This window comes from Rhizobium sp. 3T7 (assembly GCF_020166565.1).
Lineage (GTDB): Bacteria > Pseudomonadota > Alphaproteobacteria > Rhizobiales > Rhizobiaceae > Rhizobium.
The window spans coordinates 1-15,483 of the sequence record NZ_JAIQXS010000031.1 but is presented as its reverse complement, the minus strand read 5'-3'; the positions used below and the strand labels follow the sequence as shown (position 1 = coordinate 15,483).

10 protein-coding genes are annotated in these 15,483 nt (G+C 61.1%); 6 read left to right on the top strand and 4 right to left on the bottom strand.

Annotation, left to right across the window (positions count from 1 at the left end):
• Positions 1–155: 155 nt before the first annotated feature.
• Together K9B32_RS26965 and K9B32_RS26960 are read right to left on the bottom strand one after the other, a co-directional pair.
• Positions 156–1,259 (bottom strand): NADH:flavin oxidoreductase/NADH oxidase, encoded by a 1,104-nt coding sequence (locus K9B32_RS26965; protein ID WP_224568085.1) that lies wholly within the window; start codon positions 1,257–1,259, stop codon positions 156–158.
• A gap of 66 nt (positions 1,260–1,325) precedes the next feature.
• The gene (locus K9B32_RS26960; protein ID WP_037082229.1) at positions 1,326–1,538 is read right to left on the bottom strand and encodes a hypothetical protein; all 213 of its coding nucleotides are present in this window, start codon (positions 1,536–1,538) and stop codon (positions 1,326–1,328) included.
• A gap of 370 nt (positions 1,539–1,908) precedes the next feature.
• On the opposite strand from K9B32_RS26960, the gene K9B32_RS26955 reads away from it, so the two are divergent.
• The 5 genes from K9B32_RS26955 (at position 1,909) to K9B32_RS26935 (ending at position 8,659) form a co-directional block, all read left to right on the top strand.
• The gene (locus tag K9B32_RS26955) at positions 1,909–3,183 is read left to right on the top strand and encodes an aspartate kinase (protein WP_224568083.1); all 1,275 of its coding nucleotides are present in this window, start codon (positions 1,909–1,911) and stop codon (positions 3,181–3,183) included.
• Positions 3,184–3,273: 90 nt separating this feature from the next.
• On the top strand, positions 3,274–5,541 hold the full coding sequence (gene ptsP / locus K9B32_RS26950) for a phosphoenolpyruvate--protein phosphotransferase (protein ID WP_224568081.1): 2,268 nt from the start codon (positions 3,274–3,276) through the stop codon (positions 5,539–5,541).
• A gap of 28 nt (positions 5,542–5,569) precedes the next feature.
• Positions 5,570–6,649: a peptide chain release factor 1 gene (gene prfA, locus K9B32_RS26945; RefSeq protein ID WP_132594054.1), complete on the top strand. Its 1,080-nt coding sequence runs from the start codon at positions 5,570–5,572 to the stop codon at positions 6,647–6,649.
• Positions 6,646–7,527 (top strand): peptide chain release factor N(5)-glutamine methyltransferase, encoded by an 882-nt coding sequence (gene prmC / locus K9B32_RS26940; protein WP_224568079.1) that lies wholly within the window; start codon positions 6,646–6,648, stop codon positions 7,525–7,527. Before prfA ends, prmC begins: the two co-directional genes overlap by 4 nt.
• A gap of 343 nt (positions 7,528–7,870) precedes the next feature.
• Positions 7,871–8,659, top strand: a complete 789-nt coding sequence (locus tag K9B32_RS26935) for a DUF4167 domain-containing protein (protein ID WP_224568077.1) — start codon at positions 7,871–7,873, stop codon at positions 8,657–8,659.
• A 167-nt stretch (positions 8,660–8,826) separates the two neighbouring features.
• On the opposite strand, the gene K9B32_RS26930 is transcribed toward K9B32_RS26935, so the two are convergent.
• On the bottom strand, positions 8,827–10,269 hold the full coding sequence (locus tag K9B32_RS26930; protein ID WP_224568075.1) for an FAD-binding oxidoreductase: 1,443 nt from the start codon (positions 10,267–10,269) through the stop codon (positions 8,827–8,829).
• 315 nt (positions 10,270–10,584) lie between these two features.
• On the opposite strand from K9B32_RS26930, the gene clpB reads away from it, so the two are divergent.
• Positions 10,585–13,188, top strand: coding sequence for an ATP-dependent chaperone ClpB (gene clpB / locus K9B32_RS26925; protein ID WP_224568073.1), 2,604 nt, complete (start codon positions 10,585–10,587; stop codon positions 13,186–13,188).
• A 54-nt stretch (positions 13,189–13,242) separates the two neighbouring features.
• On the opposite strand, the gene K9B32_RS26920 is transcribed toward clpB, so the two are convergent.
• Positions 13,243–15,183: a M23 family metallopeptidase gene (locus K9B32_RS26920; protein ID WP_224568071.1), complete on the bottom strand. Its 1,941-nt coding sequence runs from the start codon at positions 15,181–15,183 to the stop codon at positions 13,243–13,245.
• Positions 15,184–15,483: the final 300 nt, after the last annotated feature.

Below are 15,483 nucleotides of genomic sequence, written 5' to 3'. Positions count from 1 at the left end.
TGCGTCGGAGCCGATGGACGCAGGTGGACGGCCGGCGTCTTCTCGGCGCAGTCAGGCTGCCTGTTTCCGTGGCGCGATGCAACTGCGCCTTTTGGGCGGTTGGAGCTCCGACATATGGTCCCGGCTGAATGCTTACGGGGCCGGTGCGCGCGCCGTCAGGTCATGAACAGCGATTTGAACTGCGGCGGCTGGCAGCGAAGATATTGATTGGCGGCCTTCACCTTGCCGCCGAGTTTTGCTGCAGCGTGCCAGGGCCAACGAGGATCGTAGAGCACCGCGCGGGCGAGAGCGATGAGATCGGCATCGCCGGTAGCGACAATAGCCTCGGCCTGTATAGGCTCGGTGATCAGGCCAACTGCGACAATAGGTATATCGACGGCAGATTTGATCGCACGTGCGAGCGGCACTTGGTAGTTGGGTGCGACAGGAATCTGTTGGGCCGAATGCAACCCTCCACTCGATACGTGGATTGCATCGCACCCCCTTGATTTGAGATTCTCGGCAAAGGTTATGACTTGGTCGATGTCCAGGCCGCCCTCTACCCAGTCTGTCGCTGAGACCCGCATCGTGACAGTTCTGTCGGACGGCAGGGCCGCTCTGACGGCATCGAAGACTTCAAGCGGAAACCGCATGCGGTTTTCGAGCGAGCCGCCATACTCGTCGGAACGGCGATTGGATAGCGGCGATAGGAACTGATGCAGCAAATAGCCGTGCGCGCCATGAATTTGAACGGCATCGATGCCGATCCTTGCTGCGCGTACGGCCGCGGCGGCGAAGGCGTCCCGCACGCGCTTCAGGCCTTCCTGGTTCAGCGCCGTCGGCGGCACATAGCTGGGATTGAAAGCGATCGCTGATGGTGCCTGGGTCTGCCAGCCATGCGAATGATCGGGTGGGAACTGCGCGCCACCGCGCCACGGAACCTCCGTGGATGCCTTGCGGCCTGCATGGGCAAGCTGCACGGCAATTGGTATATCGGACCAGCGGCGGATGGCTTCGAGAGTGCGGGCCATCGCCGCTTCGGTGGCATCGTCGTAGAGCCCGACATCCGCAAACGTGATCCGCCCTTCGGGAACGACAGCCGTCGCCTCAATGGTCAGCAACGCCGCGCCCGACAAAGCCAGTTGGCCGAGATGGATCATATGCCAATCGGTCATGCAGCCATTTTCGGCAGAGTACTGGCACATCGGCGCAATCACGATCCGATTTGCAAGCTCAACATTGCGGACGCGAAACGGGGTGAACAGAACGGGCTGTGACAAGCGTGATCCCCTCTAAATACGGACGCTAGGCGGGACGGGCGCCGGTTCTTCTGTCGTCCTGATATGCTAATGAACGGTGCCGGAACGGAGGCCCATCGTCAGCCTGAATTCAATCTCTGCGACGATTTGAACGGCTTCCTCGACAATTTCATCGGCGACCGGATTGGCTGCTTCGGCCACGTCGTCAAGACTGTCTCGCAAAAGTGCCTGCACCCGCGTCATCGCCACGCAGAGCTTCGTGTTCTCGTTCGCATTGGCAAGAGGTTTCAGGATTGCCATCAGTCCTTCTAGGTGCACCAAGCTCCGCCGGCGCTCAGCGTGGTTCATTTCGCGCACAACAAATCGCTCCCTATGCTGTCCTGTCTGCGTCAAAGGTGGAGGCCGATGGGGGAATTAGCGCCGCGCCCACCCACTTCAAGGATAGCCATCCGCCTTCGGCGCCAGTACGCCGCCATTCTCCTTTCCACACCTTGCCACCCCCCCACAAACTCGCTAAGAGACGCGGCAACTTGGGCCCTTGGGGCGCAAGGCTTTAGAAGGGTTCCAGAAACTCCCAATTCCTGGCTCTTCGGCCGTGCGGTTCCGTGTGGGGCTCGTGATGCCGGGTCTGGCTTTGGTCTCTCTCGGCACTAGGTCGTGGTAGAGGCATATGGCACGCATCGTAATGAAATTCGGCGGAACCTCCGTCGCTGACCTGGACCGCATCAAGAACGTTGCCCGCCATGTGAAACGTGAAGTCGATGCTGGCCATGAAGTGGCGGTCGTCGTATCCGCCATGTCCGGCAAGACCAACGAGCTGGTCGGCTGGGTGCAGGGAACGCCGAAGGTCGTTGGCGCCAATTCGCCGTTCTACGATGCGCGCGAATATGATGCGGTCGTCGCGTCGGGCGAGCAGGTGACCTGCGGATTGCTCGCGATCGCGCTGCAGGCGATGGATATCAACGCCCGCTCCTGGCAGGGCTGGCAGATCCCGATCCGCACTGACAATGCCCACGGCGCCGCGCGCATTCTCGATATCGATGGCTCCGACATCATCAAGCGCATGGGCGAGGGGCAGGTGGCCGTCATCGCCGGCTTCCAGGGTCTCGGCCCCGACAACCGCATCGCGACGCTTGGCCGCGGTGGCTCCGATACGTCAGCGGTGGCTATCGCCGCTGCGGTCAAGGCCGATCGCTGCGATATCTATACCGACGTCGACGGCGTCTATACGACGGACCCGCGCATCGTGCCGCAGGCACGCCGCCTGAAGAAGATCGCCTTCGAGGAAATGCTCGAAATGGCCTCGCTTGGCGCTAAGGTTCTGCAGGTGCGTTCCGTGGAACTCGCTATGGTGCACAAAGTTCGTACCTTCGTGCGCTCCTCTTTCGAAGATCCCGATGCTCCGGGCATGGGTGATTTCTTGAATCCGCCCGGAACGCTGATTTGTGACGAGGATGAAATCGTGGAACAGGAAGTAGTCACCGGCATCGCCTATGCCAAGGATGAGGCTCAGATCTCGCTTCGCCGTCTTGCCGACCGGCCTGGCGTTTCCGCAGCGATCTTCGGACCGCTGGCCGAAAGCCACATCAACGTCGACATGATCGTCCAGAACATCTCCGAAGACGGCTCGAAGACCGACATGACCTTCACGGTTCCTTCCGGCGATGTCGAAAAGGCGATCAAGGTTCTCGGCGAGAACAAGGAAAAGATCGGCTACGACGTCGTTCAGAACGAATCGGGCCTGGTGAAAGTCTCCGTCATCGGCATCGGCATGCGCAGCCACGCGGGCGTTGCCGCCACAGCGTTCAAGGCGCTGGCCGATAAGGGCATCAATATCAAGGCGATCACGACGTCGGAGATCAAAATTTCGATCCTGATCGACGGTCCTTATGCGGAACTCGCTGTCAGGACTTTGCATTCCTGCTACGGTCTGGATAAGAACTGATTCTGAACAGGCTTGCCGCGCGTTCAAGTTGAGAAGTCACGCGGCTGTTGGCTGTGAGACTTTGATGTTTGTTTTGGAGCTTGAGACGCAATGAGAGACCTTTCGGGCGGTCCGCGCGTGCTGCTCAAGCGGCTACGCGAGTTGATGGCGGAGCCGTTGGAGCCGCAGGAGCGTCTCGACCGGATCGTTCGCCAGATCGCGGGCAACATGGTGGCGGAGGTCTGCTCCGTCTACGTGTTGCGCGCCGACGGCGTCCTCGAACTCTATGCAACCGAAGGTCTGAAGAAGGAAGCGGTCCACCTGTCCCAGCTCAAGATGGGGCAGGGCCTAGTCGGTACGATCGCCGCTTCGGCGCAGCCGCTCAATCTCTCTGACGCGCAATCGCATCCGGCCTTCCGCTACCTGCCGGAAACCGGCGAAGAGATTTATCATTCCTTCCTCGGCGTGCCGATCCTGCGCACCGGCCGTTCGCTCGGCGTTTTGGTCGTGCAGAACAAGGCAAGCCGCACCTATCGCGAAGAAGAGCTCGAAGCGCTCGAGACGACCGCGATGGTGCTTGCCGAGATGATCGCCACCGGCGAGCTCAAAAAGATCACCAAGCCCGGGCTCGAACTCGACCTGACACGTTCGGTGACCATCGACGGCGACACCTATAACGAAGGTATCGGCCTGGGTTACGTCGTGCTGCACGAGCCGCGTATCGTCGTCACCAACCTGCTGAACGAGGATTCCGAGAAGGAAATCCGCCGTCTCAGCGAGGCGCTCGGATCGCTGCGCATCTCGATCGATGACCTTTTGTCGCAGCGCGACGTTTCGATGGAGGGCGAGCACCGCGAGGTCCTCGAAACCTACCGCATGTTCGCCTATGACCAGGGCTGGGTGCGCAAGCTCGAGGAAGCGATCCGCAACGGCCTGACGGCGGAAGCTGCGGTCGAGAAGGTGCAGAGCGACACCAAGGCACGCATGATCCGCATGACCGATCCCTATTTGCGGGAGCGGATGCACGACTTCGAAGATCTTGCCAACCGGCTGCTGCGGCAGTTGACCGGCTATACGGGCCGCACCGCGGGGGATGGTTTCCCGAGCGACGCCATTATCCTGGCCCGTGCGATGGGCGCGGCCGAGCTACTGGACTATCCACGCGCCAATGTGCGCGGCCTGGTGCTGGAAGAAGGCGCGGTGACGAGCCATGTGGTGATCGTCGCGCGTGCCATGGGCATTCCCGTGATCGGCCAGGCCGCCGGCGTGGTTGCGCTTGCCGAAAACGGCGACGCCGTCATCATCGATGGCGATGGCGGGCATGTGCATCTTCGCCCCATGCCGGAGCATCAGCGTTCCTACGAGGAAAAAGTACGGTTCCGCGCCCGTCGGCAGGAGCAGTTCCGGGCGCTGCGCTCCGTCGAGCCGCGCACCAAGGACGGGCAGCGCGTGTCATTGATGATGAATGCCGGGCTGCTGGTCGATTTGCCGCAGCTTTCGGACTCGGGCGCCGAAGGCATCGGGCTGTTCCGCACCGAGCTGCAGTTCATGATCGCTTCCACGATGCCGAAGGCGGAGGAGCAGGAGCTGTTCTATCGCAACGTGCTGAAGCAGGCGGCCGGACGGGTCGTGACGTTCCGCACGCTTGATATCGGCGGCGACAAGGTCGTTCCCTATTTCCGCGGCCATGAAGAAGAAAATCCGGCTCTCGGCTGGCGGGCGATCCGCCTGTCGCTCGATCGTCCGGGTCTGTTGCGCACGCAGCTGCGCGCCATGCTGAAGGCGGCGGCGGGCATCGAGCTGAAGCTGATGGTGCCGATGGTGACCGAGGTTTCCGAGATCGCTGCGGTGCGTGAGCTCCTGCAGAAGGAAGTGCAGCATCTCTCCCGCTTTGGCCATGGCCTGCCGCGCAAGCTGCAATTCGGCGCGATGCTGGAGGTGCCGGCGCTGCTCTGGCAGCTCGACGAGCTGATGTCGGCGGTCGATTTCGTCTCGGTCGGCTCGAACGACCTGTTCCAGTTTTCGATGGCGGTCGATCGCGGCAATGCGCGCGTTTCCGACCGCTTCGATCCGCTTGGCAAGCCGTTCCTCAGGATCCTGCGCGACATCGTGCGGGCGGGCGAGCGCAACAACACGCCGGTGACGCTGTGCGGCGAGCTTGCCGGCAAGCCGATCTCGGCAATGGCACTGCTCGGCATCGGCTTCCGTTCGGTATCGATGTCGCCGGCGTCAATCGGTCCGGTGAAGGCGATGTTGCTCGGTCTCGACGCCGAGGCGCTGGCCAAGGTGATGAACGAGGCGCTTGACGATACCAAGTCAGCGACCCCGATACGCGACGTGCTTGCCCACTTCGCCGATGCTCACAATATTCCTCTTTAGTTTAAGACAAGCAGAATCGGAGTGAAGGGTGGCGAAGCTTCCCGTTGAAAAGATGCGCGAGCTGGAACGCCGCTTTGGCGAGATCGAAGCGCGCATGTCGGCTGGCCCCTCGGCCGATGTCTACGTCAAGCTCGCCTCCGAATATTCAGAGCTGCAGCCCGTCGTCACGAAGATCCGCGCCTACGAGAAGGCAATTGCGGAGCTTGCGGACCTCGAAACCCTGCTAAATGACAAATCGGTCGACCGCGAGATGCGCGATCTGGCCGAGCTGGAGCTGCCTGAGGTGAAGGAGCGGCTAGAAGCGCTGGAGCAGGAAATCCAGATCCTGTTGCTGCCGAAGGACGCCGCCGACGAAAAGAGCGCGATTTTGGAAATCCGCGCCGGAACCGGTGGTTCGGAAGCCGCACTCTTTGCCGGCGACCTGTTCCGGATGTATGAGCGCTATGCCGCCGCTCACGGCTGGAAGGTGGAAGTGCTGTCGTCGAGCGAAGGCGAAGCTGGCGGTTTCAAGGAAATCATCGCGACGATCACCGGCAAGGGCGTGTTTGCCAAACTGAAGTTCGAATCCGGTGTCCATCGCGTCCAGCGCGTGCCGGAAACGGAAGCGGGCGGCCGCATCCATACCTCGGCCGCGACGGTCGCGGTTTTGCCGGAGGCGGAGGAGATCGACATCGAGATCCGGCCAGAAGACATCCGCATCGATACGATGCGCTCCTCCGGTGCTGGCGGTCAGCACGTCAACACCACCGACTCCGCCGTGCGCATCACCCACCTGCCGACCGGCATCGTCGTCACCAGCTCCGAGAAGTCGCAGCACCAGAACCGCGCCAAGGCGATGCAGGTTCTGCGCTCGCGGCTCTATGACGCCGAGCGTCAACGCGCCGACAGCGAGCGTTCTGCCGACCGCAAGAGCCAGGTCGGCTCCGGCGACCGTTCCGAGCGCATCCGCACCTACAACTTCCCGCAGGGGCGGGTGACGGACCACCGCATCAACCTGACGCTCTACAAGCTCGACCGGATGATGGTCGGCGAGATCGACGAGGTGGTCGACGCGCTGATGGCCGATTATCAGGCGAGCCAATTGGCGCAACTTGGCGAGCAGCAATGAGCAAGAGCGGGAAACAGGCCGAGGCTACGGTTTCCCGAATGCTGGTTGAGGCTCGCCGTCGCTTCACCGAAGCCGGAATCGAGAACGCTGCCGCAGATGCCCGCGTGCTGATCGCTGGGCTGCTTGGACTCTCGACGACTGCTATCGTGACGCGCGGTGGCGAGACCGTCGCCACGGAGCAGGCGGCCTTGATCGAACAAGCGATCGAACGCCGGCTGGCGCATGAGCCGGTTCATCGCATTCTAGGCGAACGTGAGTTCTATGGCTTGCCGCTATCGTTGTCCGCACAAACCCTTGAGCCCAGGCCTGATACGGAAATTCTCGTCGATACGATGCTTCCTTATCTGCGCGATCTTGCAAATACCGAGGGCCGTATCCATATCCTTGATCTAGGAACCGGAACCGGGGCGATATGCCTGGCGCTATTGAGCCAATGTCCGGAAGCGTCAGGCGTCGGCAGCGATATATCGACCGATGCGTTGAGGACGGCGAAATCAAACGCGGAAAGAAACGGATTGCAGGATCGCTTCGAAGCCATTCGGTCCAGCTGGTTTGAAAATATCCACGGCGCGTTTCATGCGATTGTCTCAAATCCGCCCTATATCGCTTCTAAGGTTGTTCACACTCTCGCTCCCGAAGTGACGAAATTTGATCCACCTGCCGCACTGGATGGCGGCGCGGATGGGCTTGACGCCTACAGAACCATCGCCAAGGATGCGGCAAGGTTCATGCAGCCGAATGGCGTTGTGGGACTTGAGATCGGCTACGACCAGCGAAGCGACGTGACAGACGTTTTCGAGGCCGAAGGCTTCAAGCTTCTGGAATCCGTAAAGGATTACGGCCAGAATGACCGGGCGCTTGTGTTCGCGCTCAAGTGATGCGCGGCAACTTAAAGCATTGAACAGGACATCAGTGTCATTGCGAAGAAAAGGCTTGGATTTCCACGGGAAGCAATATAGGTTGACCCCACGCGTTGGAGAGATAGGACAGAACGGTGAGTCGTTCGATACTAGCTCGGCCTAGGGGTCCGCTCTTTTAAACGAGAGCTTCAAAGGTTGAACACGACCCAATGCGTGAATCAGTCAAACTGACTTGAGAACAAGCGGCAGGTTGGCGCGAAGGCGCAGTATGCTTGCGGCACGAAGGCCCTGAGCCGGTGAACCGGCCACGGCGGTCGGTGCCTTAACTCCACAACAAACAGAGAATTCAGGTGAACGATCTATGAGGCCAGGACAGCAGAACAAGCGCGGTCGCGGGCGTGGCAACAACGGCGGCGGTGGCGGTGGAAATAACAATAACAACAACTTCAACCGCAAGGGCGGCAATCCGCTGACGCGGACCTATGACAGCTCCGGCCCAGACGTTAAGATCCGTGGTACCGCGCAGCATATCGCTGAAAAGTATGCGCAGCTCGCTCGCGACGCGCAGAGCTCGGGTGACCGTGTTATCGCCGAAAACTACCTGCAGCACGCCGAACACTACAATCGGATCATTGCCGCCGCACAGGCGCAGATGCAGGAGCGCTTCCAGCGCGACGACCGCAATGAATTCAGTGAAGGCGCCGAGCGTGAGGGAGACGATGTCGAGGGCATCGACAACGACGATGTCGTCATCGTCCAGCCGCCGCGTCAGCAGCACGAGCATCAGCAGCGCCGTTCGGACGAGCAGTCGCAGCGTCGCCGAGATGAGCAGCCGCGTCGCAACGACGAGCAACCTCGCCAGCCGCGACGTCAGGAACAGCAGCCAGCTCCGGTTGAAGCCGTTGCTGTAGCGCCGCAACCCGAAGCCATCGATGGCAGCGGTCCGCAGCCGGAGATCGAAGGTATCCCGGTGGAGGTTTCGATGGACGAGGAAAGCGCCGCAGGCCAGCCGCGCGAACGTCAGCCACGTCGCCGCGCTGCCGGCAGCCGCCCGCGTCGTTCGCGTCGCGCTGCGGAAGGCGAGGCTCAGGACGAGGGAGAAGCCGCTTCCGGCGAACCGCCCGTCCTGGTAGACGTGACCTCGGATTAATGGATTGCACTTGCCCTTAGGGAGAAGTGGGGCCCTAGGGAGAAGTGGGGAATGAATGAGAGGTCGTCCTGGGACGGCCTCTTTTTTGATGTCTAATGGCCTTTACGGTCTTGGCGTCTTGTCTGGCATTGTCGCCGGATCCTGGCCGCCGCCGCTTTGCTTGCCGGTCAGCTGGCAGCCCGCATTTCCGTCTCCGGCTTTACATTCTGGTTCATCCTAAAAAGGTTCTGCGGATCGTAGTGCTGCTTGATCGCCGCTAGGCGTCTGTAATTGGCACCATAGGCCGCTTCAACACGATCGGCTTCATCCTCCGGCATGAAGTTGATGTAGGCAGTGCCGATGGCATTCTTCTTTGTCGCCTCAAAGAGCGCGCGCGCCCAACTGATACAAGTGTCATCCATCGACTTCTCACGCCAGCGTGCATGAACGTTCATGACGAAATGCGAGTTTCGCTGCGGGAAGGCTGTGGCCTCCACAGGGATGCGGCCTGCCGCCCCGCCTACATGGCCAATGAAGATTTCGCACTCCGGACCGGGAAGCTTATGTACGGCGTCGAGAAGTATCGCGATCGTCGCGTCCGAAAGCTCGGCGAAGTCCTGGCTCTTCCAGTAGTTGCGCGCACCCGGTGTTAGCAGCGGATCGAAGGCCTGCTGCCAGGCGGCGAAGGGCATCGGAGCGACGACGTCGGCGATCGGACGACCGATGGCGCGAAGCTCGGCGGTCGCTGCCTTTCCCTTTTCGACGTCGCCGCAATAGCACATGGCAAGCACCACGATTTCCTTGCCATGCCATTCTGCTGGCAGGAAGGGAAGCGGTGGTGCCCTGCGCATGACGACCCAGCACGTCAGTTCGTCAGGGGCGGTTTCGAGTGCCTGGCGATATTGCTTGAGCACGGTCTCTGCATCGGCGAAGGGATGAACGACCAGACCCGCAAGGACATCACCAGGCAGGTCGTGAAGTCGGAATTCGAAGGAGGTCACCACACCGAAGTTGCCGCCACCGCCGCGTAAGGCCCAGAAAAGGTCCGGCTCCTCGCGTTCACTGGCGCGCATGAACTTCCCTTGCGCTGTCACGACGTCCATCGAAATGAGGTTGTCGATCGTCAGTCCAAATTTGCGGGTTAGCCATCCAAAGCCGCCACCGAGTGTCAATCCCGCGATGCCGGTCGTGGAGTTGATGCCGGTGGGCAGGGCAAGCCCGAAAGCCTGCGTCTCTCCGTCCACGTCGGCGAGTGTCGCGCCCGGCTCAACGCGCAGGCGTCTCGTGCCTGGATCAACCCTTACCGATTTCATCGGCGACAGGTCTATAACGACGCCGCCTTCGCAGACGGCATTGCCGGCGATGTTATGCCCGCCGCCGCGAACAGCCAGTAGGAGTCCATTGTCGCGCGCAAACTGAACTGCTCGCATGACATCGGCTGCGCCAGCGCAGCGCGCGATAAGGCCGGGGCGCCGGTCGACCATGGCATTCCATATTGCCCGCGCCGCGTCGTAATCTGCATCCTTTCCACTCAGCAACTTGCCGCGCAACCCTGCCGCAAGGCCTTCGATGACCACGTCTTTCACTAACGCTTGGCCCTTTTTGAGGGTCGTGAGGTTCAGGTCGTCCATGATTTTCTCCCCAAGGCGAGATAGCGCGTTTCCGCCGCGGCATCTTGCGCTCCGAGTCCGCCTTTCACAAGTGATAGCTAATATTCTGTCGGCCGAGAAGCGCGGCGACCGCTTCCATCAGGCCCTGGCGTTTGATGTCGTGGTTTTTCGCCTGGTAGCCTCTTTAAACTGTTAAAATCCTCCACCATATCCAGCCAAAGTTCGTCGGCCGCAAATCCCAACCGCGGCGGAACAATGGGCTTGCCATTTAAGGGAGCTCAATCTCAGTCATCGGCCTGTGCCTTATGAGGGCAGGGCGATTCATGGAGGTACAGTATGAATATTGAAAAATACTCCGAGCGGGTGCGCGGGTTCATTCAATCCGCCCAGACCTATGCGCTTGCGCAGGGGCACCAGCAGTTCACCCCCGAACATGTTTTGAAGGTGCTGCTTGACGACGATCAGGGCATGGCCGCTTCGCTGATCGAGCGCGCAGGCGGTGACCCGAAGGCTGCGCGTCTTGCCAACGATGCCGCCCTTGCTAAGCTGCCGAAGGTTTCCGGCGGCAACGGGCAGATCTATCTGGCTCAGCCGCTTGCCAAGGTTCTTTCGACTGCTGAAGAGGCAGCGAAAAAGGCTGGCGACAGCTTCGTCACCGTCGAGCGTCTGCTGCAGGCATTGGCGATCGAGTCTTCGGCGTCGACGTCTGCCACGCTGAAGAACGCTGGCGTGACCGCGCTTGCGCTCAATCAGGTGATCAACGAGATCCGCAAGGGCCGCACGGCCGACAGCTCGAATGCCGAACAGGGCTTCGATTCCTTGAAGAAGTACGCACGCGATCTGACTGGCGAGGCTCGCGAGGGCAAGCTCGATCCCGTTATCGGCCGTGACGACGAAATCCGCCGCACGATCCAGGTTCTCTCGCGCCGCACCAAGAACAACCCGGTGCTGATCGGCGAGCCCGGCGTCGGCAAGACCGCCATCGTCGAAGGTCTTGCGCTGCGCATCGTCAACGGCGACGTGCCGGAATCGCTCAAGGACAAGAAGCTGATGGCGCTCGACATGGGCGCGCTGATTGCCGGCGCAAAGTATCGCGGCGAGTTCGAAGAGCGGCTGAAGGCCGTACTCAACGAGGTGCAGGCCGAGAACGGCGAGATCATCCTGTTCATTGACGAAATGCACACGCTGGTCGGTGCCGGCAAGGCGGATGGGGCGATGGACGCCTCCAACCTGCTGAAGCCTGCGCTTGCCCGCGGCGAGCTGCACTGCGTCGGTGCGACCACACTCGACGAATACCGCAAACATGTCGAGAAGGATCCGGCCCTTGCCCGCCGCTTCCAGCCAGTCATGGTCGAGGAGCCGACGGTCGAGGACACGATCTCGATCCTACGCGGCCTCAAGGAAAAATACGAGCAACACCACAAGGTCCGCATCTCGGATTCGGCCCTGGTTGCGGCTGCGACCCTTTCCAATCGCTACATCACCGACCGCTTCCTGCCCGACAAGGCAATCGACCTGATGGACGAAGCTGCTGCGCGGCTGCGCATGCAGGTGGATTCCAAGCCTGAGGAGCTGGACGAACTCGATCGGCGCATCATGCAGCTGAAGATCGAGCGCGAGGCGCTGAAGAAGGAAACCGACACGGCATCCGCCGACCGGCTGGTGCGGCTTGAAACCGAGTTGACGGGTCTTGAGGAAGAGGCCGATGCCCTCACGGCCCGCTGGCAGGCGGAAAAGCAGAAGCTTGGCCTTGCCGCGGACCTGAAGAAGCAGCTGGACGAAGCACGCAACGAACTCGCGATCGCACAGCGCAAGGGCGAGTTCCAGCGTGCCGGCGAGCTGACGTATGGCGTCATTCCGGAACTGGAAAAGAAGCTTGATGAGGCCGAACAGCAGGATAGCGATCGCAGCGCCATGGTGCAGGAGGTTGTGACCCCCGACAACATTGCGCATGTCGTCTCTCGCTGGACCGGCATCCCGGTTGATAAGATGCTGGAAGGCGAGCGCGACAAGCTGCTTCGGATGGAAGACGAACTGGCGAAATCGGTGATCGGTCAGGGTGACGCGGTTCAGGCCGTGTCGCGTGCGGTGCGCCGTGCGCGTGCTGGCTTACAGGATCCGAACCGGCCGATCGGCTCGTTCATCTTCCTCGGCCCGACCGGTGTCGGCAAGACGGAGCTCACCAAGGCGCTTGCCCGCTTCCTCTTCGACGACGAGACGGCAATGGTGCGCATGGATATGTCCGAGTACATGGAGAAGCACTCCGTGGCCCGGCTGATCGGCGCCCCTCCCGGCTATGTCGGCTATGATGAAGGTGGTGCGCTGACGGAAGCCGTTCGCCGCCGGCCGTATCAGGTCGTGCTGTTCGACGAGATCGAGAAGGCGCACCCTGATGTCTTCAACATCCTGCTGCAGGTTCTGGACGATGGCCGCTTGACGGATGGTCAGGGCCGGACTGTCGATTTCCGCAACACGATGATCATCATGACGTCGAACCTCGGTGCCGAATACCTGACCCAGCTCAAGGAAGGCGACGACAGCGAGGTGGTTCGCGAGCAGGTGATGGAGGTCGTGCGCGGTCACTTCCGGCCGGAGTTCCTGAATCGCATCGACGAGATCATCCTGTTCCATCGCCTGAAGCGCGAGGAAATGGGCGCGATCGTCGACATTCAGCTGAAGCGTCTGGTGGCGCTGCTTGCCGAGCGCAAGATCACGCTCGAGCTCGACGACGATGCCCGGACCTGGCTCGCCAACAAGGGCTACGATCCGGTCTATGGCGCGCGGCCGCTGAAGCGGGTGATCCAGAAGTATGTTCAGGATCCGCTGGCCGAACAGATCCTCTCCGGCCAGGTGCCGGATGGATCGACGGTGAAGATCACCAGCGGTACCGACCGGTTGTTGTTCCGCACCCGGAATACCGCGGTCAACGAAGCGGCCTAAGATCCTTCGATCTCAGTAAGAAAATGGCGGCCTCGGCCGCCATTTTTGTGGATGCTATTTGCTTGCCACCTGCGGCGGCGGCTGGTTACCGAGAAGGGTGTCGATACGCTGCCGCTCGTCTTCGAACTTTGCCAGCGCTTCACCCTTCAACGACTTGCCACCCGGAAGGCGCACGCGCAGGGGATCGACCTTGGTGCCGTTGACGATCATCTCGTAGTGCAGATGCGGGCCAGTGGATTCGCCTGTCGTACCGACCCAGCCGATCACCTGGCCCTGGCGCACCTTGGCGCCGGGAATGATGCCCTTGGCGATGGCGCTCTGGTGATTGTAGGAGGATTCGTAGCCATTGGCGTGGCGGACGATGGTCTGGTTGCCGTAGCCGCCAGAATCCCAGCCCGCCTTTTCGACGGTACCGTTGCCGACGGCGATGATCGCCGTGCCGCGCGGAGCGGCCCAATCGACGCCGGTGTGCATGCGGGCAAAACCCAGGATCGGGTGCCGGCGCATGCCGAAGCCCGACTTGAAAATGCCGTTCGGCACGGGATTGCGCAGCAGGAATTGCCGAATGCTCTTACCGTCCTGATCGAAGTAGTCGATCGAACCGTCTTCCGGATCCTGGAAGCGGTAGAAGCGGGTCTGCGTGTCGCCGAAGCGCGCATTCACGTAGAGAAGCTCGGAATCGGCAGTTGCCAGTCCGCTGGAATCGGCGACCGAAAAGAAAGCCTCCAGAGTGTCGCTCGGGCGCAGTTCCGCCTGGAAATCCACGCTGCTCGCCAGCAGCTTGATGATCAGCGCGGTCATGTCCTTGGTCATGCCGTATGAGAGCGCAGCACGATAGATGCCGTCATAAACGCGCGGCAGGTTCTGGTTGGACGGGATTGATGTCGAGTTGTCGTCGAAGGCGGTCGTGACCGCATCGATTTGCGGAGGCTCGTGCCCGGCGACGAACCGGTCGTGGTCGTCGAGCGCCACGGTGACAAGATGGCGGGTGCCGCGATAGACGCTGGCGCGGATGATCTTGGCCTGCTCGCCTCTTTGCAGGATGCCGATCCGCAACACATCGCCCTTTGAGAGATCGTCCGATCCGATCATGGGCGACAGATAGGCAGACAGGCCTTTGGCCTGCGGCTCCGGATAGCCCGACTCCGTCATTGCTTTGATGATCGAGGTCTCCTGGCGTACCGGGATGATGTCGTCGGCAAACTCTTCCGTCTGCGGCGTGATCGATTCCGGTGCGGAGACCGTCATGTTCTGCTCGAGGACACGGGCCGTCAGGCCAGCCGTCAGGTCAACGTCGTTGTCATCGTTGGAGAAGCGGCGCGGGTCCACATAGTAGAGTGCTGCGACCTGGGCCGCACCGTCGGTCAGGACGGAGCCGTTGGAGCGCACGTTCTCCTCGATCTCGTCGAGGGTCATACCGGCTGCTACCTGGAGATCGGATTTTGCCGTGGGGTAGGCTACCGTTTTCAGACTGACCTCAGACTCCACGTCCGAACCGTAGATCTGTCCGGTGCGAACGTTTGGCTGTGCATCGGGCTCGTCCGCCGAGAAGATCGTCAGCGGGTTGAAGCTTGGATAGTCCTCGGTCGCGACGTGGTTGGCGGCAAGCGTCATCTTCACACGTGCAAAGGGCTGGCGGCGGACAACCTCTTTGTCGCCCTCGTGGACGACGGTCGAGACCTCCATGATCTTGCGGTCCGACGGCTTGGCGGCAATCGCGGAGGCAATCAGGCGGCTGCCGCGCGTCACGTCGGTATCGGCATGCGCCTCGGCATTGATATTGGCGTAAGCCTCGGCAGGGATCGCCAGCTGCTGGCGACCGTCGAGTGCGGCGAAGAGCGCCACGCCCATCAGCACGCTCGATGTTATGCCGGTGAGGAACGTACCCGAAAGCCAGCGCAGTGAAACCTCGCGGCGGTCCGGCGCACGTCTGCCATCGGCGAGAAGCGGCGGCTCGTTGCCGAACGAGCGGATCATCATCTTCTCCGTCATCATGGCAGGTGGATCCGCGTCCTTTCGATGGGCGTCTTCGGGCAGCCTTGGCTGGCGCCGAAAAGTGCATAGTTTGGCAATAGAAGTCAAATGGGCCGGGTGCGCACACCCAAATCATTCGCCCTTGAGACCATCTGAATGTGAAGATGTGAGGGCGAAGAACCTCGCGATTGCGTTTTGGGACCCTATTTTCCTAGAAATGATCCCGCTGTCCGCGCAATCGCAGGGCTAAGAAGCTGGTCTCTGGAAATCCGCGTTAAAATTCAATACGATGCAAGAAATCTCGTTTTTTTTGAAAACCGC

Coding starts and splice junctions, on each gene's coding strand:
- clpB (WP_224568073.1), top strand. CDS start 10,585: ATGAATATTGAAAAATACTCCGAGCGGGTGCGCGGGTTCATTCAATCC.
- K9B32_RS26960 (WP_037082229.1), bottom strand. CDS start 1,538: ATGGCAATCCTGAAACCTCTTGCCAATGCGAACGAGAACACGAAGCTC.
- K9B32_RS26920 (WP_224568071.1), bottom strand. CDS start 15,183: ATGATGACGGAGAAGATGATGATCCGCTCGTTCGGCAACGAGCCGCCG.
- K9B32_RS26930 (WP_224568075.1), bottom strand. CDS start 10,269: ATGGACGACCTGAACCTCACGACCCTCAAAAAGGGCCAAGCGTTAGTG.
- K9B32_RS26955 (WP_224568083.1), top strand. CDS start 1,909: ATGGCACGCATCGTAATGAAATTCGGCGGAACCTCCGTCGCTGACCTG.
- prmC (WP_224568079.1), top strand. CDS start 6,646: ATGAGCAAGAGCGGGAAACAGGCCGAGGCTACGGTTTCCCGAATGCTG.
- ptsP (WP_224568081.1), top strand. CDS start 3,274: ATGAGAGACCTTTCGGGCGGTCCGCGCGTGCTGCTCAAGCGGCTACGC.
- K9B32_RS26935 (WP_224568077.1), top strand. CDS start 7,871: ATGAGGCCAGGACAGCAGAACAAGCGCGGTCGCGGGCGTGGCAACAAC.